General features: G+C 48.7%; 19 protein-coding genes and 1 pseudogene. 5 read left to right on the forward strand and 15 right to left on the reverse strand.

The genetic code is table 11. The features are described 5' to 3' along the window. Nucleotides 1-2: 2 nt before the first annotated feature. Genes KKG35_01150 through KKG35_01160 form a run of 3 tightly spaced genes read right to left on the reverse strand, consistent with a single transcriptional unit; the run spans nucleotide 3 to nucleotide 3,840 of the window. On the reverse strand, nucleotides 3-311 hold the full coding sequence (locus KKG35_01150; protein MBU1736725.1) for an HNH endonuclease: 309 nt from the start codon (nucleotides 309-311) through the stop codon (nucleotides 3-5). Continuing rightward, complete coding sequence (locus tag KKG35_01155) at nucleotides 311-1,645, reverse strand: bifunctional folylpolyglutamate synthase/dihydrofolate synthase (GenBank protein MBU1736726.1); 1,335 nt, start codon at nucleotides 1,643-1,645, stop codon at nucleotides 311-313. The genes KKG35_01150 and KKG35_01155 overlap by 1 nt, the downstream gene beginning before the upstream one ends. After that, nucleotides 1,645-3,840 (reverse strand): ATP-dependent helicase, encoded by a 2,196-nt coding sequence (locus KKG35_01160; GenBank protein ID MBU1736727.1) that lies wholly within the window; start codon nucleotides 3,838-3,840, stop codon nucleotides 1,645-1,647. Before KKG35_01160 ends, KKG35_01155 begins: the two co-directional genes overlap by 1 nt. Nucleotides 3,841-4,160: 320 nt before the next feature. Between KKG35_01160 and KKG35_01165 the strand changes: the two genes are divergently transcribed. From KKG35_01165 to KKG35_01175, 3 genes are all read left to right on the forward strand, one after another. Next, on the forward strand, nucleotides 4,161-5,930 hold the full coding sequence (locus KKG35_01165; GenBank protein ID MBU1736728.1) for a sensor histidine kinase: 1,770 nt from the start codon (nucleotides 4,161-4,163) through the stop codon (nucleotides 5,928-5,930). Then, nucleotides 5,927-7,264, forward strand: coding sequence for a sigma-54 dependent transcriptional regulator (locus KKG35_01170; GenBank protein ID MBU1736729.1), 1,338 nt, complete (start codon nucleotides 5,927-5,929; stop codon nucleotides 7,262-7,264). Before KKG35_01165 ends, KKG35_01170 begins: the two co-directional genes overlap by 4 nt. Nucleotides 7,265-7,793: 529 nt before the next feature. Continuing rightward, entirely contained in the window at nucleotides 7,794-8,150 is a 357-nt protein-coding gene (locus KKG35_01175; GenBank protein ID MBU1736730.1) for a response regulator, read from the forward strand. A gap of 268 nt (nucleotides 8,151-8,418) precedes the next feature. On the opposite strand, the gene KKG35_01180 is transcribed toward KKG35_01175, so the two are convergent. Continuing rightward, the gene (locus tag KKG35_01180) at nucleotides 8,419-8,634 is read right to left on the reverse strand and encodes a prevent-host-death protein (protein ID MBU1736731.1); all 216 of its coding nucleotides are present in this window, start codon (nucleotides 8,632-8,634) and stop codon (nucleotides 8,419-8,421) included. A 269-nt stretch (nucleotides 8,635-8,903) separates the two neighbouring features. On the opposite strand from KKG35_01180, the gene KKG35_01185 reads away from it, so the two are divergent. Both KKG35_01185 and KKG35_01190 read left to right on the forward strand, forming a co-directional pair. Beyond that, nucleotides 8,904-9,173, forward strand: coding sequence for a ribbon-helix-helix protein, CopG family (locus KKG35_01185; protein ID MBU1736732.1), 270 nt, complete (start codon nucleotides 8,904-8,906; stop codon nucleotides 9,171-9,173). Continuing rightward, the gene (locus tag KKG35_01190) at nucleotides 9,119-9,451 is read left to right on the forward strand and encodes a type II toxin-antitoxin system RelE/ParE family toxin (protein MBU1736733.1); all 333 of its coding nucleotides are present in this window, start codon (nucleotides 9,119-9,121) and stop codon (nucleotides 9,449-9,451) included. Before KKG35_01185 ends, KKG35_01190 begins: the two co-directional genes overlap by 55 nt. Nucleotides 9,452-9,721: 270 nt before the next feature. Here the strand turns inward: KKG35_01190 and KKG35_01195 are convergent, their stop codons facing one another. The 11 genes and pseudogenes from KKG35_01195 to KKG35_01245 all read right to left on the reverse strand — a co-directional run bounded on the left by KKG35_01195 (nucleotide 9,722) and on the right by KKG35_01245 (nucleotide 20,915). Then, nucleotides 9,722-10,456: a transposase gene (locus KKG35_01195; GenBank protein ID MBU1736734.1), complete on the reverse strand. Its 735-nt coding sequence runs from the start codon at nucleotides 10,454-10,456 to the stop codon at nucleotides 9,722-9,724. A gap of 100 nt (nucleotides 10,457-10,556) precedes the next feature. Next, nucleotides 10,557-10,688, reverse strand: a complete 132-nt coding sequence (locus tag KKG35_01200; GenBank protein MBU1736735.1) for a type II toxin-antitoxin system Phd/YefM family antitoxin — start codon at nucleotides 10,686-10,688, stop codon at nucleotides 10,557-10,559. Then, nucleotides 10,685-10,921 (reverse strand): hypothetical protein, encoded by a 237-nt coding sequence (locus KKG35_01205; protein MBU1736736.1) that lies wholly within the window; start codon nucleotides 10,919-10,921, stop codon nucleotides 10,685-10,687. The genes KKG35_01200 and KKG35_01205 overlap by 4 nt, the downstream gene beginning before the upstream one ends. 229 nt (nucleotides 10,922-11,150) lie before the next feature. Next, nucleotides 11,151-11,573 (reverse strand): phage tail protein, encoded by a 423-nt coding sequence (locus KKG35_01210; protein MBU1736737.1) that lies wholly within the window; start codon nucleotides 11,571-11,573, stop codon nucleotides 11,151-11,153. 506 nt (nucleotides 11,574-12,079) lie between these two features. Continuing rightward, nucleotides 12,080-12,670, reverse strand: coding sequence for a phage tail protein (locus KKG35_01215; protein MBU1736738.1), 591 nt, complete (start codon nucleotides 12,668-12,670; stop codon nucleotides 12,080-12,082). Nucleotides 12,671-12,997: 327 nt separating this feature from the next. Next, nucleotides 12,998-13,576: a hypothetical protein gene (locus KKG35_01220; GenBank protein MBU1736739.1), complete on the reverse strand. Its 579-nt coding sequence runs from the start codon at nucleotides 13,574-13,576 to the stop codon at nucleotides 12,998-13,000. Between the two features lie 105 nt (nucleotides 13,577-13,681). After that, nucleotides 13,682-13,936, reverse strand: a complete 255-nt coding sequence (locus tag KKG35_01225; protein ID MBU1736740.1) for a hypothetical protein — start codon at nucleotides 13,934-13,936, stop codon at nucleotides 13,682-13,684. Between the two features lie 87 nt (nucleotides 13,937-14,023). Next, nucleotides 14,024-14,524: an ORF6N domain-containing protein gene (locus KKG35_01230; GenBank protein MBU1736741.1), complete on the reverse strand. Its 501-nt coding sequence runs from the start codon at nucleotides 14,522-14,524 to the stop codon at nucleotides 14,024-14,026. Between the two features lie 147 nt (nucleotides 14,525-14,671). Next, nucleotides 14,672-15,261, reverse strand: a pseudogene (locus KKG35_01235) (transposase). A 317-nt stretch (nucleotides 15,262-15,578) separates the two neighbouring features. After that, entirely contained in the window at nucleotides 15,579-16,046 is a 468-nt protein-coding gene (locus tag KKG35_01240) for a hypothetical protein (protein ID MBU1736742.1), read from the reverse strand. 21 nt (nucleotides 16,047-16,067) lie between these two features. Continuing rightward, the gene (locus KKG35_01245; GenBank protein ID MBU1736743.1) at nucleotides 16,068-20,915 is read right to left on the reverse strand and encodes an RHS domain-containing protein; all 4,848 of its coding nucleotides are present in this window, start codon (nucleotides 20,913-20,915) and stop codon (nucleotides 16,068-16,070) included. Nucleotides 20,916-20,973: the final 58 nt, after the last annotated feature.

The following is a 20,973-nucleotide window of genomic DNA, read 5'->3' on the forward strand; positions in this document are numbered from 1 at the left end:
GTTTACCGATCCCCAAAACCCTGGACATACTCGTCCCACTCCTGGGGAAGGGCCGATTTCTTTTTGCTGTTGCACTCCTTGCAGCACGGAACCAGATTGTTTTTCTCGCTGCGCCCCCCTCGGGCCAGGGGAATCACATGATCCATGGTCAGCTCTTTCGGGTGAACCCCCTTTCCACAGTATTCGCACTTTCCGGCTGATATCCTGTTCTGCCACCACCTGCTTTTCCTGAGTTCCCTGGCTCTGGATTTTTCCCGCCTGATCGCGTCATCATCGACACCGGCGAAAAGAATATCGTCTTCCCAGCTCATCAGACGAGTTCTCCCAGAAGCAGTCCCCTTGCGGCGCCGACAAGGTACAACGATCCGGCCACACAGATCAGGTCCTCGCCGGTGGCCAGATTTCTGGCGACTTCGAGAGCCCGGGCAACACTTTCCGCACCTACCGCCTTCCCTCTCTGTGCATCAGGCAATGCCCGGGTAAGTTCTTCAGGGGTGGCAGAGCGCTCCTCCTCCGGCCGGCAAAAGATCAATCTGTCAACCAGCAAGGCGATCCGGCGCAGGGCAGAACCATAATCCTTGTCGGACATGGAAGCCCAGACCATAATCAGCCGAGGTTTTCCCGGCAGATGCTCCAGATACTCGGCAAGCCCTTCAATGCCAGCCGGATTATGGGCTCCATCCAGAAGATAACGGCGGAACAATAAAGGATCGGCGCCAACATCACGACAATCAATTTTTTCGAGCAAAGGTTCAGTAAGGCAAAACGATTCCAACCTGCCCGGCCAGCTCACCTTGCCGATTGAAGATCTGATCGTCTCCTCCGGGACGTTAAACCCTTTATCACCAAGGATATCGATCACTGCCAGCGCCAGAGCGCTGTTCCCGGTCTGGTATCCGCCGGCCAGCCCGCGGGGCAGACCGGAAAAAGATCGCCCCTCATTCAGACCATGATACGACCAGACCCCGTTCCCGGTTTCCAGGTAACTGAAATCCCGACCAAGGAGATACAGCACCGCCCCTTTCGCCCGACAGGTCTCAACAACCACCTCCCGACTGATATCCTCGGCTACCCCTGAAACAACGGGCACCCCCTTTTTGATAATCCCGGCCTTCTCCGAGGCGACCTCTTGCAGAGTGTTGCCAAGATACGCCTCATGATCCATAGAGACATTGGTAATGACCCCGACCAGTGGTTCGACCACATTCGTGGCATCAAGCCGCCCGCCGAGGCCCACTTCCAGAATAACCAGGTCCACCCGGCGTTCCGCAAACCACAAAAGAGCCAGAGCAGTTGTGAATTCAAAATAAGTGATCTGTTTCCCATCCAGCACCGATCGTATCCGGGAGGCATGGCGGGCAAATTCCTCCTCGGAAATATAGGCGTCATTGATCCTGAACCTCTCCCGAACGGATGTGAGATGCGGTGAAGTATAGAGACCTGTCCTGTAACCGGCCGCAGAGAGCATGGTCAGGAGATTCGCCGACACCGACCCCTTGCCGTTGGTCCCGGCCACATGGACAAACTTCATCTCCCGCTGGGGGTCGCCGACACTTTTCAGAAAGGCCCGCATCGAATCAAGCCCGAGCTTGATCTTGAAGAACTGCAGATTATCCAGAAATGACCAGGCTTCAGGGTAATTCATTATTCAATCACTTCCAGTCTGGCATAATCGAGGTGGAGAGTTTTCCTGCCGTGCCGCGGAAAAAAAACCTCCACACTCCGGCTGCCGGCCATCTTCTCGACCGTACCGCGGCCGAAGAAGGAGTGATTCACCTGGGTTCCCTCCTTCAGATTCGCCAGGTCCGGGGTTTTTTTCTTTGCAGTTTGCCTAAACTTATTCCCCGGTGCAGGTCCGGCTGCAAACCCTCTACTCTCTCCACCACCGGTGCCGGAATCAAATAGGGAAGAAGGAATCTCCGCGAGAAACGGGGAAATGCCCCCGGCGGCAGCCTGCCGGTCGAAGGTCATCACCTCACGCGGGTAAGAGAGAAAAAGTTTTTTCCTGGCCCTGGTGGCGGCGACATAAAACATTCTTCTCTCCTCCTCCCACTCGTCCCGCATAAACGGCTGACAGCTGGGAAAGCGCCCGGCCGCCATATTGATCACAAAGACGTTGTCCCACTCAAGCCCTTTCGCCGAATGGATGGTCGACAGGATCAAACATTCACCATCCGTGGCGCCGCCTGAATCAGCGGCAGCTTCCGGAGGATCAAGGGTGGTATCATCCATCAGGGTCTGCAGATCGCCGTATCCGGAAACCAGCTGGCGCATCTGTTCGAGATCCCTAGTCCGGGTGGGGTAATCATCGTGATAGACCCTTTCGAATATCTCCTGATAGTACTCCATGACCGTGTCAAACATTTTAACCGGGGTCATCCCGTGCCCGCCGATCAGTTCAAGCATCTCGACCATCTTCAGAAGCCCGGGTCTCCAGGAACCTTTACCAGGATAGTCCCGGATCGCCGCCAGGGCGTCTTCGCCGTTCCTGACTTCTTCGAGAATCTTCCTCGCGGTCTGCGGCCCTACCTTGTCGAGGAGGAGCAGAATCCGGTTCCAGGAAAGATTGTCCTGCGGATTATTGACCACCCGCAGATAGGAAAGAACATCCTTGATATGGGCCGATTCGGTGAGCCTCATCCCGCCCCTTTTTTCAAAAACATACTGCCGGTTGGTCAGTTCAAGCTCAAGCTTGTAGGAATGAAATCCGGAACGAAAAAGCACCGCGATCTCGCGCAACGGAACACCTTTCTCACCCAGCTCATCGATCCGGTCGACCACCCAGCGGGCCTGGGCGTTTTCGTCCCATAAGCCCTGGAGAACAGGTCGTTCTTTGCCTTCGATACTGCTGAAAAGTTTTTTGGTGTATTTTTCTTCCGCCTTCTCGATAATGGCATTGGTCATCGCCAGGATCGGCTGGGTACTGCGATAATTCTCTTCAAGCCTCACGATCCGCGTCCCGGAAAAAATCTTCGGAAAATCCATGATATTCCTGAAATCGGCGCCCCGGAAACTGTAGATCGACTGCGAATCGTCCCCCACCACCATCACATTGTTTCTTCCTGCGGCGATCAGTTTCACGATCTCGGCCTGAATGGGGTTCGTGTCCTGATATTCATCCACCAGGATATGATGAAAGCGGTCGGCGACCTCACGCCTCACCGCATCATGTTCCGCCAGGACCTTGCGCAGGTTGACCAGCAGGTCATCATAATCCATCAAGCCATGCTCAAGCTTGAACTTGCGGTAGTTGTCGCGGATCTTCTCCAGTTCGGGCAAATTTTCATGCAGGTGGCTGTACTGTTCGTCAACGGTCTGCACCAGATCCTGGCACTTGTTGACTGACCGGGAAAAAAGATTGCAGATCATTCTCCTGGTCGGAAAACGTTTGCCGGCTCCTCCCAGATCCATCGACGATTTCAGCAGATTGATGATCCCTTCCGAATCCGACCGGTCAAGGATCGTGAAATTGGCCGGATACCCGAGATGGTGCGCGTAACGGCGGAGCAGCACATTGGCCACCGAATGAAAGGTGCCTCCGGTAACCCTCTGCCCCTGATCATCGATCAGCCGCCCGGCCCGTTCGGTCATCTCCTGGGACGCTTTTCGGGTAAAGGTGAGGAGCAGGATATTGTCGGCAGGAACCCCCTGTTCGATCAGATAGGCCATCCGGTAGACCAGGGTCCTGGTTTTGCCGGTCCCGGCCCCGGCGATGACCAGGATCGGGCTGCCCATGGCGGTTGCCGCCTCAAGCTGGGCCTCGTTCAGGTCGTTGCGGCTGAACTTTTCATGCCGGTTTTCAAAGGGGTCCCGCCCGGATGGAAAAAGCGTTTTTTGCATGGCGGGAATGTACCACAGCCGCATCACCACCGCAATGGAACTTCCCTTGCGATCTTTCCGCAAGCAGAGCCCCTCCTCATACATCGCAGTCATCCATTTCACCATCGCCGGGAGAGTTCTCTCTTCACTCATCGGAACTGATTCATCAAATCCTGATCTCCAAATCATTGCCTGTCCATTACATGAGGTTCTTCACTCCACCATGATACGCTGTGGTATTCAGAATAAACGGAAACTGCAATTGTCGGAAAATAATGAAATTACTGTTAATTATGTTAATATGAGATCGCTCGATCATTGATTCGGGGGGGTGAATAATCATGGTCAAATCAAGCTTGGCACGACGGATTTTTCGCTGCATGCTTCTTGGGGGACTCGTACCTCTTCTCAGTATGGCCTTTGCCAGCCAGTACTTCGGCAAACAGGCCATTGTTGATTCAGAAGAGGGACACCTTGGCTATGCCATGACCTCCCGGATGATCTGGCTCAAGGAATGGCTTCATTACACCAAAAAAGAATTCACTTACGCCGCGAATATAAGCTGCCCCAAAAAACATGAATCATATTCCGGGCACAATCCCTTCCGTGCTCTGCATCGGGCTGTCGATTCTCTTGGTGCAGGGCATGCCAGATATCAACTGCTTGCAGCATACCGGGATGACTGGGCACTGGAAATCCTGTCGGTTGCCCCGCCCGGGGACTCTTCTCCCTCCCCGCCACCTGATTTGAAAGAGGCGCTGTCAAACGGAGAGGATTTTGTTTTTTCATCAAATTACACCATCGAAGATGGCAAGGTACTGATGCCCATCGGCAAAACCGTTCTCGACAAAAACGGAGAAACCTTTGCCTTTATCATTGCCAAACTGGATATCACCAACTCCATCGGCAGGATACTCGGCAATACCGGCGACCTTGGCAAAAGCGGAAAACTCTATATCGTCAGCAATGAGGGGCGCTATCTTTCCTCCAATTTCGGGATGGGGTCAATCCAGGGCCAAGTCGGGAAATTCCCCCCCGGGTTTCTCTCGGACAGCACCGGCGCCATTCATGAATATCAAGACTGGCGGGGCAACACGGTGGTAGGCATCTCATCCCTGATTGATGAATCCGGCTGGGTTCTCATCGCCGAGGTGGACAAGAGCGAAGCATATCATTGGCTCTATGTCGGGATCTCATTCACTATTGCGACCAGCCTGATCACGCTGCTCCTGATCTTTATCATTTCTTCCCGAAGCGCCAACCTTCTCGCAAAACCGATGCATGATCTGGCCAGAGTAGCCCGGAGAATCTCGGAAGGAAAATTTGGAGAAAGAATGCCGGCCCTGCCCGACAAAGAATCACAGCTGCTCGGTGCGGCATTCAATCAAATGCTTGACAGACTCGCCCTCTCCCGGAAAGCGCTCGCTCATTCCGCGTCAATGGCTGCTGTCGGAGAACTCTCCTTCGGAATCGTCCACGAGATGAGCAACCCTCTGACCTCAGTCAAAATAAACCTGCAATCTCTCGCCAGAAAAGTAGCTGATGATCCGACCTATTCGGAAATGGCGAAAATCGCCTCCCAGCAGACCGCGCGTCTTGAGAACATGCTTTCCGACCTGATGAACTATGGACGGCCCATTCAGCTGAACCCCGAAGAAATACAGTTTAAAGATCTTGCTGAAGAGACGGTCAGACTCCTGAAAAAAGAAGCCGGCAGCAAGGGAATTTTCCTGCACATTGATGACCTGCTGGATCATCATTCCTTTTTCGGCGACCGGGAATACCTGAACCGCGCCCTGGTCAATCTGGTCAGCAATGCTATTCACTGGTCGGAACCGGAATGTACGGTCACCCTCACCGGGCGCCTGCTCGAAGATGACGATGAACGATTTGTCATGTCGGTTACCGATTGCGGCCCGGGGATCAAAGAGGCGCAGTTTGACCGGCTGTTTCAGCCTTTTTTCACCACCAGGCGTGATGGCACAGGGCTCGGCCTGGCAAATGTCCGGAAAATTATCGAGCATCACGGGGGTGAAGTCGCTGCGGAAAATATTCCCGGTGGCGGAGCCAGATTCACCATAAAACTGCCATTCCGAGGTTTGGAGATATGAGTAACGTCCTGATAGTCGATGACGACCGCGCTTTGTGCAGAACCCTGGAAATTCATCTCGGCCGGGCAGGCCACACCACTTTTTCCGGTTTTGATATCTCAACCGGGAAACAATTGCTTGATTCATCCAGCCCGGACCTCGTCCTGCTGGATGTGAATCTCCCGGATGCGAACGGTCTGGAAGCGCTGCCCTCTTTCCTGCAAAGCCAAAACCGCCCGTCGGTCATCATCATGACCGGAAATCCTGACAACAAGAGTGTTGTTGAAGCCATGCGGGCCGGGGCTTTTGATTACATCAGAAAACCGATTGATCTTGATGACGTCCTGCTCATGTTCGAGAAGGTGGAAAGACACCGTGCAGCCGTTCCAGCCGCCGGCAGCAAACAGGAGCCGACCGGTCAGGTTTCGACAAATGATGACATGATCGGTTCACACCCCGCCGTACTGGAAGTCCACAAACTTCTCGGCCTGCTGTCCAGAAGCAGGATCAGCGTTCTGATTCAGGGAGAAACAGGTACCGGCAAGGAACTGGCTGCCCGGATCCTTCATCAGGCAGGAGCTGCTGGCCACCCTTTTGTGGCAATCAACTGCTCAGCCGTGGTTCCGACTTTGCTGGAAAGCGAATTTTTCGGTCATGAAAAGGGAGCTTTTACCGGCGCGGATTCACAAAAGATCGGCAAGCTCGAATTTGCCAAAGAAGGCACCGTATTTCTTGACGAGATCGGGGACCTGCCGCTGGACCTGCAGGGAAAACTGCTGCGGGTGATTCAGGAAGAGGAATTTGTCCGGGTTGGCGGACTCTCGCCGATTCCGTTAAAAGCCAGAGTGGTTTCCGCAACCCACTGCGATTTACAGAAGATGGTCAGGGACGGCAGTTTCCGCCAGGACCTTTTTTATCGGCTTGCGGTTTCAACGATTTCCATGCCCCCCTTGCGGGAGCGCAGATCGGACATTCCCCTTCTGGTCCCGGGGCTTCTGAAAAAGGTCGGCGCCAGGTTGAATCAGCCACCACTCTCCATTGACGACAAAGCAATGGCCGAATTGATCAGTCATGACTGGCCAGGTAATGTCCGCGAACTGGAAAATATTTTAACCAGAGCGGCAGCCCTTGCCAAAAGTCAGGTCATCAGCAACCATGATCTGAATTTTTCCCTTGACGATCAAGCCTCCGGAGAAAATTGTTTCCACCCGATCACCTTGAAAGATGCCGAAAGAATTCATATTGAGAAAACACTCCTGGCAAATGGTTGGAACATAAGCAAGGCGGCACGCCTTCTGGATGTCTCACCCACCACCCTCCGCAAAAAGATCTCCGACTTTCAACTGACCCCCTAACACCAGTTTCTGGCCACCGGCCCCAACAGAAACTGACGGCAACATCCTGTCCAAAAACCGCCACCGTCTTCCTTTTATCAAACAAATCAAGACGTTACGTACAAAAAAATGCGCCTCTCCCCTATGGCATACTCCTTGCTAAACTTGCATCTTAAATGACTCACCTGAATATGGAGTTGCGCAACTCTCTGAAACAAACAGGTTGGGAATTCGTTATATCAGTTGGAATACGGGTGTCTTGAAGCTCCACGGAGCAGACAGCAAACAGCGTGAGACTTCGAGCTGCGGAGAGCATGCGTTTCGCTTGACATGTTAAAAGCGTGGACCGCGGTCCGAATATGCCGATATTTCAGCGAAACCTCGAACCATGAAACCGGCAAGGGAGATGGCGACATCCCTGTCATTAAATGTTCAACCAGCCCCCTATGCCACTTCAGAGGTAGCTCTGTGGTGGTTTCTTCCCCCGGCCCACGCCAGTCTACACTCCTGGCGTGGGCATTTTTTCATACCAAAATTTGAGTTCAACGAAGTGAATACAAAATCTGTTCTGATCGTAGACGACGACATGGTCTTATGCCGGACCCTGGAAATCCAACTGGAACTTGCCGGTCATTCAGCCCGCTCAACATTTACCGGTGACGGCGGGATATTCATTGCCAGGCATTGGCAACCGGATCTCGTGCTGCTGGATATCAATCTGCCCGATCAGAGCGGATTCACCGTACTGCCCAAGATCCGGAAAGAATCGACCGGAACAAAAATCATCATGATGTCAGCCTGTTCCCACCAGGAGTTTGCGAGAATGCATGTTCACCCAGGGGAGATTGGTTTTCTGAAAAAACCTCTGGATCTGGGTGCACTCCTGAAAATATTGCATACACCTTAAAGAAGTTGGCACGCAGGACCAAATCCTACCCGAACCCCTGTAAAAACAATTGTGCAAAAACCACGACGGCAAAGAGGATAGACACCGGGGCAACTCTTTTGCCTGCCCATTTACTCCTTGGTTTCGGTTGTCTGTTTTTTTTGGGGATTTTTCTGCCGTCGGTCTTTTGCTTCCTCTTCCTGTCGCACTAGAGGCAGAAGAATATCCCTGGATCCCGAATTCGGCGCTTCTGACCATCACACAATACTACAGCCTAAGACCCCAAGGATTATTTCCGGCCTGATCTTGAATCTCTAATTGCGTCCAGAATGTCCTCCGTGGCTGCATTACAATGAATACCGGAAACATCAAATGGTGAAGCCGAACTTTTCTTCAGAACAAGGGAAAAAACCTCGCCGCTTCTTCTTTTGATCAGAATCTCTTCCTTTTTGGCAGAATCCAGCACCTTGGAAAACCGCTTCCGTAAAGCCTCATCCGCAGACATCCGAGCCCGTCTGCGTATTGCGCCGAATCACCACACAAAATCTTATATTTCAAGACCTGACCCCAGAGACCAGAGATGACCCCAGAGATTGCGCCGTTTTGGACTAGTTAAACAGATTATCAATCACTTGGCTTGGCCCCTTATAAACATCCATTTGTCACGCCCCACTACTCCCTATCACTTTCGTTACGTCATAAAAAACAATTAGATTTAATATCCACGAAGAAGTATAATTAAATGTAAACAAATGACCACCGATGGAGGAAATTATGAGCCAAACCGTATCAGTACGACTTGAAGAGAAGATATTGCGACAACTTGACATGATGGCAAAAATCTCGGACCGTTCACGTGCCTGGCTCATGTCAAAAGCGGTAGAACAATATGTTGAGCATGAGGCGTGGCAAATTGAGGAGATCCAACATTCTCTTGCCAAGCTGGAAAACGGGACCGGGAAATTCGCTTCTCAGGAGAATGTTAAACAATGGCTTGCAAGCTGGGGCTCGGAAGGAGAATTGGAGCCGCCACAATGCAAATAAGATGGGAAGAAGAAGCCCTGTCAGACCTGATCAATATCAGAGTGTATATAGAAGAAGAAAACCCAATGGCTGCCGGTAAGCTGGCGGGAAGAATAATAGACAAAGTCAAACTCCTTGCAGATCAACCGCTTCTGGGTAGCCAGGGACGCTTGCACAACACACGAGAACTTGTGATCACAAGCACCCCCTACACGATCATTTATCACGCATCTGCAGATCTCATAACAATATTAAGAGTTTTCCACCAAGCCAGGAAGTGGCCGAAAACTATGCCATGAAACGATAGAAATACCGGGTGCGGGGAAAGAATCCTTGATCACAATGACGGAGAACTCTGCACATAACCTTCCCAAGAGGGGAAAAGGGTTTTCCCATCCCACGGGAGAGGACTATCTCTTGACAAGGGCCTTTTAATGGATGACCCCAGAGACCTTTCTTCCTTTTTGGCAGAATCCAGCACCTTGGAAAACCGCTTCCGTAAAGCCTCATCCGCAGACATCCGAGCCCGTCTGCGGATTGCGCCGAATCACCACACAAAATCTTATATTTCAAGACCTGACCCCAGAGACTCTTCTCGATTTAAACAATTCCGCCCGTGAAACACGGTAGAAATTACAGACTGCCGATATTACTTTTTCAATTTCAGGAGCCAACTCCTTCGATTCTGGTACCTCCGGCTGATTCAACAAGTCCGAAAACTTCTTCCCAATAAACTCTTTGAACGATTTGTCACCAAATATCGATGGAAGATTTTTTAATGAATAGAACCTCTCTATTTCTTCGGATTCGCCTTTCGAGACAAAGTCGATATATACTGATCTTTGTTTTGGCTGCGAAGTTTCAAGCATTGCAAGCAGATCATCTTTTTGAAGCCAGGACCATTTCTTTGCCTGTGACAGAAAACCATCATGGCTACTCCAACGATAATCCTTGAGGGACTTGACCAAACCTGCCCGGAGAGGATTTCTGTGAATGTATCGCATAACCTCCAGAATATGGCTATCGGCCTCAACAAGAACTGCTTTATAGCGACCGCGAAACAACTGCCCTTCTTTCTTGTGGCGACGGTTGAAGCGTTGAGTATAAACTCCGTTTATGTGCCGCATACCACGAGAGAGATTCCCCTCCGGTGTCTGGATTAAAAGATGGTAGTGATTCGACATAAGACAATAGGCCGACACTCTGAAATTCCATAGCTCTGAGGATTCCTGCAAAACCTTGATAAATGCTTCACGATCCGCAGCGTCAATAAAAATCTCTTCGCTCCGCCTGCCTCGGTTCATCACATGGTACCAGGCGCCTGGATATTCTATTCGTAATGGTCTGGACATATTTTCAACTTATCAAACTTAACCACAAAGGTCAAAAGCGGACTTGACCCCTTCATGAACTCTTCTTCAAAACAAGGGGAAAAACCTCGCCGCCTCTTCTTTTGATAAGAACCTCTTCCTTTTTGGCAGAATCCAGCACCTTGGAAAACCGCTTCCGAGCCTCTGAATAGGTATACGCTTTCATCTCTGCACCTCGATAGTTTTTATGCCCAACGATGCTGCGATATCCTGCATCCTCCCATCCAAACTGAGAAGCGGGCATCTCAACAACAAGGCACACTCAAGAAAATAGGCATCGTACGCATAAATCTTTTCCCGACAGGCTATTTGCAGTGCATTCTTAATTTCGATATCCCGAAGTTCAACCGGAATATTCATCGTTTCATCAAATGCTCCCAAAGCCTCATCCGCAGACATTCTAGCCTAGGAACAACGGAAGTCAATTCACGAAAAACGTGGATTTAACTCATACCAAACTGAAAAATAAATCTATCCGTTTTCCTGGCCTGTCTCCCGTTTTGAAGAGAAAAATAGATTTGTCCCGGTTTTCCGTTCTCCTTTCTTCTGCCACGGTTCATTACATGATACCAGGCTCCGGGATATTCTATTCTAAGCGGTCTTGACATGTATCTCCTTTACCACACCATCACCATAAGTCAAAGGAAGATTTGACCCCTCTTTTAATGTAGGCAAGAGCGTAATACTTCGGTTTATAGTTATCAATCATATGACTATGAGGATCCGTTTCTAAATTAGTATTACCTCCTGTATATCCTGTTTGATTAGGTATATTTGACATATCTGCATAACCGTCTGCACCATCATCAAACATCCTCGGCGCTCCTCCTCCAACATATGTACTTGTATGACTATGGTTTGGCATCTCGGTAAGACCCAATGTGTGCCCCACAGTCGTACTAGATCCTTGGGGGTTTCTTGGATCATCTCCGACGGTTGAAAGAATGGCACCCAAGATAAAACGGTCGACGAGGTTTGGGGTAGTGACCGAACCGTGGACGCTGCCATCACAGAGGGCCCAGCCGCCGGGAACTGTTGTGCCGGACCACATGACAATTACATCTGGCGGGACGGTGAGATAATTGCCGGTGGTGGCATTTCTTATTTCTTCGGTGCCGCTTACAGTGATCCCGTCAACTGTTACATCAATTTGGGCGGCAGTTGTATTTCCAGAAAGTCCGAATGTCAGCAGCAATGCGGCAATTATTGTAATAGTTGTTTTTTTCATCTTTTTCTCCTTCATGTGTTTGATATAGACAACGAATTGGTTGATTTTATTTTTCCGTTCGCACAGGGAGCAAAATACAATCCTGCCCCCGGAAAACTTTTCATTGGGAGCTTTCTCGCGCATATAATGCTATAGGAGCGACCCCATGCTTTCCCCAATATACTCTTCATACTTTCCTCCTTTTTAGTGATTGATTTTTCCATTACTCCCTCCATTGTTTCGTTAATGGTTTTTGAGATAAAAAAAGGTGGTTGATCACAAGACCAACCACCCCATATTCACAATTATTGAAACATCTATAGTTTTCTACATTCAGACACTTAAATCGCTTACAGTTTCATGATGTAAGCAAGTGCGTAGTGTTTTATCTTGTTGTTTGTGATCAAATGATCGTGTCCTTGACCTCCACCAGATCCACCGTCCGTAGTATGGTTGGCACCTGCATCTGCTCCGGTAGGCTGGACACCCCCCAAAGTACCAGTTTGAGCTTCATGTACCCAAAAGCCTGCACTACTCCCAACGCTAGTTGTTAAATTTTTATAAGTATGTGTATGTGATGGTATCTGAGTCTCGTTCAGGTTGGTATTATCTGTTGAACCTGTAGCATTACCAGCCCCAATTGCAACAGTGGTTCCATCAGCCCCGAGGATGAAGCGGTCAACCAAATTCGGTGTTGTAACAGAGCCATGAACGCTGCCATCACACAAAGCCCAGCCGCCGGGCACTGTTGTGCCGGACCACATGACAATTACACCTGGCGGGACGGTGAGATAATTGCCGGTGGTGGCATTTCTTATTTCTTCGGTGCCGGTGACGGTGATCCCGTCAACTGTTACATCAATTTGGGCGGCAGTTGTAATTCCAGCAATTCCGAATATCAGCAGGATTACGGCAAGGATTGTAATAGTTGTTTTTTTCATCTTTTTCTCCTTCACGTGTTTGATATAGATAATGAATTGGTTGATTTTATTTTCCGTTCGCACGGGGAGAAAAACAAACTCCTGCTCCCGAAAATCTTTTCACTAGGGGCTTTCTCGCGCATATAATGCTATAAGACTGACCTCATGCTTCCCCCAATATACCCTTTAACTTTCCTATCTTTTATTGGTTGATTGCTCCATTTATTCCTCCATTGTTTCGTTAGTAGTTTTTGAGATAAAAAAAGGTGGTTAATCACAAGATCAACCACCCCGTATACACAATTATTGAAACATCTTTGGTTTGCTACATTCAGACACTTAAATCGCTTACAGTTTCATGATGTAAGCAAGTGCGTAGTATTTTGGGATAATTGATGTAGATGCCGGAGCTGATCCATAACCAACAGTAACATTATGCGAATGGGGTCCATCTCCAGTGGTCCCAGCGGCGGCCAGTTTCCATCGAGGATCCCCTTCTACTTGGCCAACTCCATTAGGAACTCCCATTTCCCCTGACGTATGAAAGTGTGATCCATTAGTGTTTGTAGCACCTGTATGAATGTGATCAGGCAAATAATGGCTACCGCCTTCTGAATCTACGGGGCGAGTCGTTCCATCTTTTCCACCGAGTATGAACTTATCTACCAGATTTGGGGTCGTGATGGTGCCGTATGTACTACCATCACATAGGCCCCAGCCAACAGGGATGGGGCCTTGAGTATTGGACCACATGATAATTGCGCCGGTGGGGACGGTGATCAGGTGGCCCTGGTCGTTTTTTATGCCTTCGGTGCCGGTGAGGACAGCGCCGTCAACTGTTACGTCGAAAGTGGCGGCGTGGGTGATGGAAACTAGGCCGAAGATCATCAAGGCGGTGGCAAGGGTTATCATTACTTTATTTTTCATCTTTTTCTCCTTGGTGTTTGTTGCTATTGAATTTTATTTTTTATTTTTTTTATCCGGAAGACAGATATAGAGATCTGCTCCCTGACCGGGTTTGGCTCCGTTTATTTAATTCAGGTCGGGATCAACGTCGTCGGGGGCGCCGTCGCCGTCGGTGTCGGCGTATTCGACCAGTCGGTTGTTGACCATATCGTGCTGATAGTTGATTTCCGCTTTTGCCAGTGCCGGGTCACCATAGATGACTTTGCTGATCCGGTTCAGGTCGTCGTAGACGTATTCGACCTCGTCAGTGACGGCGTGTGCTGTGTTTGACAGGCACCATGCCATCAGCAACATCGATATAATGAGAGTTGTTTTTTTCATAGCACCAATACTCCTGATGTTTATTTGTTACTTCTCAACTTAAGGTCACAATTTGTGACATTAAAACGCAACCAACTGAAATTATTATTAAAATCCGATCTTTCTTTTTGGTTTACTATCTGCTTCAAGCAATTGCCGGATCGCCTCGAACACAATTCCGAACTGTTTGTCGTACTTCGATTCCATCTCTTCAAGTTTCTTTTTCAGTTCCTTATGCCCGGCAAGCATTTCACGGAGTTTGGTAAACGCCCGCATGATCTCGATGTTGACCTGTATTGCCCGTTCGCTTCGTAAAACACTGGAGAGCATGGCAACTCCCTGTTCGGTAAAGGCAAATGGGAGATATTTGGAATATTTTCCCTTACCTTCTAAGATCACAAATTGTGATCTTAGAGATTCGAACTCATCTTTGGTGAGTTCAAACATAAAGTCTTCAGGGAACCGCTCAATGTTTCTTCGAACAGCCTGTTTGAGGGTTCTCACCTCAACCCCGTACAGTTCTGCGAGGTCCTTATCCAGCATCACCTTCTTCCCTCTCAGGAAGTAGATCTTGCCGGTGATGTTTTCGATCGGGATCAGGGCGCCCATTTATATCACCACCGAACATCACAATTTGTGATCTCCAATTCTTTTGAATATTTCTTTGTTGGGTTTTTGAACCCAAAACCATCGTTGGGTTACATTCTTCAACCCAACCTACGCAGGGATACGTGGATTAACCCAATATTTTATTGTTTATTCCCAATTGGTGTTTTCAAATATTAACTTTTCTGCTGCTCCCCAATCTTTGGGGTATAAACCTTCTTTTACAAAGCGGTGAAAGGTTGAATTGGGCCAATCTTTCGGCGCCGTTACATAGCCATGTTTCACCGGGTTGTAATGGATGTATTCAACATGCTTTTTGTAATCGTTTTCATCGCGGATCAGGTGTTCCCAGAACCGGCGCTGCCAGACGGTTTGTTCTTTCTTGTTGCTCCTTGCTTTTGACGGGGTTAATTTCGATCCGTTAAATTGTCTTGTAAACCGGCTTTTCACCCTTCGGGTATAAGTTTCGTACGAGCAGGCAAGCTGCTCAACTCAGCTTTAATCAGTCGCCAGCGGGTGGAGAAATCGTGGTCATCGTTGGGCAATGTCCACATGCAATGCATATGATCCGGCAGAAGAACCATCGCATCCACAGTAAACGGATGTTTTTCCATCACATGCCGAAAGACGTTTTTTACAAGTTGCACCGAATCGGTTTCACATAAAATCGGTTGCCGTTTAAACGTCACCACGGTGAAAAAATAGGTCCCGCCCCCAACCCGCGCCCGCCGATAATTCATCGATCATCATTACCCACAAACGTAGGTCGGGTTGAAGCGAAGCGTAACCCGACAAATCAAAGCAATTCCCAATCACCCCAAACCGATTATTGCGTAGGTCGGGTTATCCAACCCGACAAAAACAAAGTTTTTCGCATGCAACCAATTCAATTTATTCGACATCAAACAATCCAAACATTTCGTTTTATTGTTCGTAATCAGTTTCATTGGCAATTACGTGTTGATCAGCCCCCATTATTGTTGGGTTTGCCAACCCAACCTACGCTGCTGTCCCGGTTTCGTTCCGTTTTGTCCCCAGCCGGGCCGACGATGTGTAATTATTGTAAAACATTGCGAATTCTTGGATGTACAAACCAAATTCCAATAGGGAAAAACCAAATTAGTAACATTGTGCCAATATAACGATCAAAGTCTAATAACTGTCTCGCCTCAGCAACAACCAAAGACCTGGCAACAAAATAAACCTGATAAACAATACAAAACATTACAACCATGTGAAAAACCAGAAAATATGAAGGGGGATTAAATTCCCAAACAGTTTCAAGAAAAATGATATATATCACACTCAGTGAGAAACAGATTTTCAATAACGTTGTAGATTTTTTCAAGAAAGCCTCGACCTTATTTTGAAGGACAATCCCTAAAAGAAAAATCCAACCAAACATTATGCAGAAAAATAATGAAGTCCCAAATGGTATTAACTCCCCAATTATCAATGGGAAAATCATCGCGCAAAAAACGACCCAAGTTGGAGAGCTGGAAAAAAATTTTTTGATTTTATCCATGAAAATTCTTCATATAAAGCGTTAATCTTCACAAGGTGGGGGAACATTGTCTTCCAACCAACCCAATAGATTTTCCAAATCTTTACTAAAGTCAATTTCAAGTTTTACTCCTAAGAGAAGTACAAGCTCAAGACTGACTTTTGTAAGAGCCCAATTACCTTTTTTTATACCAAGTAATAAATCCCAACTTTTACCATCCAAAATATCTTGCACAGAATTACCAGTGCCAGGTATTGGCCTATTAAAGAAATCACGTTTTGATGGATATGGATGTCCAGCGCTTTTTCGCTCTGCTCCAATCCCAATAGTTATTGGACCAGGTTTTAATGACAATTTTCCTCCCTGAGAAACATACTCCTCTCCACCCAAAGGATAGTGAGAGGAACCGAAGTCTGCCTTGGCTGTCGCTTTAATACCCCCAAAACTAAACTTTACAGTTCCATTGAGGCCCATAATGGCTTCTGCATTAATGCGGTCACCAAAAAGCAACCCCATCGGATCCACTGCATTCATCGGATTCCCACCGACGTAGCCATACAAATTAATCCCACCTTCCAACCCAATCGGATCAGCCGTTATATACCGCCCAGTCTTGGGATCATAATACCGATTCCAATTATAATGCAGTCCCGTTTCAGCATCGTAATATTGGCCGGGAAACCGCAAATTATTCACCACACCCTCATTATAAACCTGCGCCTCACCAAACGGCAGATAGGCCGCCGCCCAGACAACCTCTCCCGCCCCGTTCACCAACTGCTGCGGGGTCCCGAGATGATCGTTAATAAAATAGTAAGTTCCGGCCTGCAAACCACCATAAACAATCATCGCCACCGGCTCGCTGCCGAGATAGATATAATCCCGGAGCGGAGTGCCAACGCTATCGGTTTCAGCGATCAGGTTATTGAACATATCGTAATGGAAAACGGTGGTCACCCCATCGACAGTTTTGGTCACCCTTCTGCCGGAGGCATCATATTCATACTGGGCTTGGACGACCTGATCTTCTAACAGGTTCTCCCATTTTTTGACCGTTTTAGAAGCCGTCTCCAGCCGGTTGTCGTCGGTATAGGTGAAGATAAAGTCAATATCGTCGATGATACCCTGATAGCCGCCATCCTGGCTGCCGAAGCCTTCGCTTTTCTCTATCTTGCCGGTAGCGGAAAGCAGATAGGTGTCTGTTGCACCGAGGTTGATGGTGGTCGGAGTCGGCTTGCCGGTGATCTTCCGGACGCTGGTGTCATCATAGTATTCATACTGGTAATCAAGAACGCTTCCGGCAGTGATCCCTCGCAACTGATATCTGTCGTTAAAAGTCCGGTCGACTTTGAGGATAGCGGGATCAGCAGGACCGATCTCGTAATCTTCCACCGGGCCGAACGGCATGAAGGTGATGTTCTGGAGCACCGGCGAACCACCGGCGGAGATTGAAGAGACTCGGCCATTGATATCCCGCCCGTAGGTAACGTTCATCCCGCTCGGGTAGACGATACCGGAAAGATCGTAACTGACCGGGTCATACTGGTAATCGACACCGGCTATGGGGATGCCGGTATTGGTTCTCTCTTCCAGATCCAGTTGGCCGAGGTCATTATAGGTGTAGACGGTGGTGCCGGAGGAGTCGATGACCGAGGTAAGGCGCCCCTTGCCGTTAAGCCCAAGATCATAGGTGAAAGAGATATTCTCCGCCGGATTGTCAAATACGATACCGGTAAGCCTGTAAATGGCGTCGTAGGTATAGGTGACGACAATTGGCACAGAACCGGGGTATTTGACGGTTTTCGTGTTGTTGGCCATGTCATAGGTGTAGGTGGTCTTGCCGGAATCGGGAGAATCGACGGACAGGACACGGCCCAGATCATCGTGTTCATAGATAGTTACCTTGTTGACACCGTCGGTGACATCATAGGGATTCCCCTGGATGTCGTAGGTGTAATCGGTAAGCACATCGCCGGTTTGGGTATGCTGGTTGATTCGGGCCATACGGTCGAAGTGATCGTAATAATAGTCTGTAACCCTGTTCCGGGCATCGGTCACCGTTTTGGTATTGGCCAGGTAGTCGTAATCGAACCTGGTTACCTTTTCAATCGCCTCATCGTTATGGTTGATGATCTTCCAGAGTTTACCGGGACTCTGGTATTCAAACCTCTGCCAGCGGGTCATCAGATCGTCTTTATCATAGGCGGAATCGATGGTGCGGTTACCTTTGGCATCGTAACTGTAGGAGAGGTAATTGCCCTCCATATCGGTGATCTTTTCAAGCCTGCCGTAAGTCGGGTCGTAGCTGTAGGTGAGGACCCGGCCGCCGCTGTCGGTTTCGGTGTGAAGATCGCCTGCGGTATTGAAGCTGCGGGCAGTTGAAATTCCGTTGATAGCAGTGGTGAGGAGCCGGTTGCGACCGTCATAGGTGTAGGTGGTGGACTGGCCGTTGATATCGATCATTGTGCGCGGGTTACCGGCCAGATCATACCCGGCCTGCGGGAACTGGGTCTGTGCTCCCACCGGAAGTGGATGGTCAATACTGAGCAGGTCGCCGGTAACCGGATTATAAGTGTAGATCGTGGTGTCTGCGGTATCCGGCAGGGGGCCGTCGATAGTTTTCACCAATCCCTTACCGTTTGCATCCTCATCGTAGGTGAAGACGGTGATCCGTTCTTCATGGGCTACAATATTGCCGTTCACATCTCTGGTGTAGCCTTTTTCGGTGATCTTATAGACCAGGTTGGTGAGTGCTCCTGTTGTCGGATGGTTGAAATTGTAAATTGTTTCCTTGATTCCGGCGCCGGGAATGACACTGGTTTCCCATTTACGGGTGACTTCATTGATGTTCGGATGGTATTGGTAATGGATTGTACGTTCCGCCGCGCCACCAACGACATTCAACTCCACCTGCCCGGGACTTCCCCAGGCATTGAAGCCTGAATAGATGTCCTTCTTGCCGTTCAGATACCACTTTTCAGTGATATTCATATCTTCGTCGTACTCATAATGAACAGGAACATTGCCTGAACATGACTCGCAGGCAGTTCCATCGATATGAGAGACTCTCGGGAAGAAGCCACCTTCCTCACTGATTGTATAGGTTCTGGTGACATCATATGCATCTGTAACTCTGATAAGCCCTGATGCATCGGCAAAATTGTATTCATTATAATCAATGATCACCCCCTTGCCGTCGCGGGTGGCACTGCTGACTGCACGATCATCGCCGTTATATCCCCAGGTGGCCAGGACATGGTTCAGCTTGTCTTTTTTGGCCGTGAGGTTATGTGGATCGGCATCGGTATATTCATAATTGAAACCGGAACCATCCGCATAGGTCACTGAGGTGAGGTTGTCATTGGTATAGCCATAGGTTACCCAGACACCCGTCGGGACATTCTCGGTTTCCGGACCGGAAATATGGTCCAGCCGGTTGCCTATATAGATGAAAGACACCGTTCGGTCGCTGGCAACATCAGTTACGCTTTCAAGGTTACCTCCAACATAGTTCAAAGTCTGCAGGTTACCGACCGCATCCTCAATCCAAAGCAACTCCCCTGTACTCGCAAAATGATATCTTGATCCATCAGGCCAGTACCAGGTGAGACCACCACTTTCTTCCTTAACATGAGTTTTTTCACCGAAAGCACCGGTCCACAAGATTGTACTTCCCTTCTCTTTCTCAAAGAAAATACTCCGCCCAGTTGGATCAATAATCTTTCGGAGATCAACACCATTGAGATTATAAGGTTCAATTGAGATTGAGTAGTTATGGGTCCATCCATATCCCAATGATCCTTCCTGCTCGGAACGGCTGTTGTAATAACGACTGAAGGTGAAGCCTTTTTTGTTTGGAGTGATAAACCGAAGGTCCTGATGACTTTCAAACTTGTTGCCATTGGTGATCTTGATTGGATTGCCAACCAGACTGGGATCTTGACAGAAACCTAAAGTATCTGTCGTGTCATCACCCTGAAGAGTCTCTTCAATAACATCCTGATCAGGTACCGCACCGGAATAAGCCATAGCAGGATCTGAATACCCACTTTGGTAACCGTCACTATAATGGGCCGTCACCTTAAAATCATAATAGGTGTCATATTCAAGCCCTGAAACGATTGCAGAAGTCGCAGTTTGAAACATAACATTATTAGAATTTACCTTTGTGAAAGACCCGGTATCTTTTTCCCTGTAATAGATATTATAGCCAGTGACAGTATCGCGACCTGTGCTTGGGTTCCATACGAGGCTTATCTCATTGCTAGCTGGTCCGGTTGTGGCAATAAGCCCTGTCGGTGTAGATGGAGCATTTCTCACATAATTTATGTTGATACCCCAGGAATAGCTCCACGATGTATCACCACCTGAAACAGGGTTACATTGATTAGCAACTCGAAATTCCCAAACTTGATTTACAGGCTGCCCGGAAAATTGAGTAATAACTTGCGGTTGATCCGCACGTATAGTGAAAAAATCCCCCAAGTACTCTGGATCTTTCCACCACCAGCCCACATCTCCGATTTTAGGTGTGACTTTTTGATTGTAGATTGTTACTTGCTGATCCAACTCCTGTCCATCCAACGAGTTAGCTATCTTTATTATCGGCTCCATTGATTTAGACGCAAACCACAAATCCGCATAAACCTCAATAGTCTCAACAGTTGCATCAACAGGAGCCCCTCCTGGATTAGAAATTGAGATCGGGACAGAAGCCCAGCTAAGTTTGTCCGCAGCGAGACAAGTTCCAGCGGGAGTTTTCGCTCTTGTAATTGTTGTCCCATCTCCAGTTCGACTTATCGGTGATGCAGCTAACGACTGTCTCTGCCCATCAAAAACACCTACGAACAAAAAAAGTGAGAATATCGTTATTATGGTCCTAATTCGCATTGAGAACTCCTTCCCATTTCTATGCTGAGACATACGTATCATTTTAAATATCCTTCCA

The organism is Pseudomonadota bacterium (assembly GCA_018823285.1).
GTDB lineage: Bacteria > Desulfobacterota > Desulfobulbia > Desulfobulbales > JAGXFP01 > JAHJIQ01.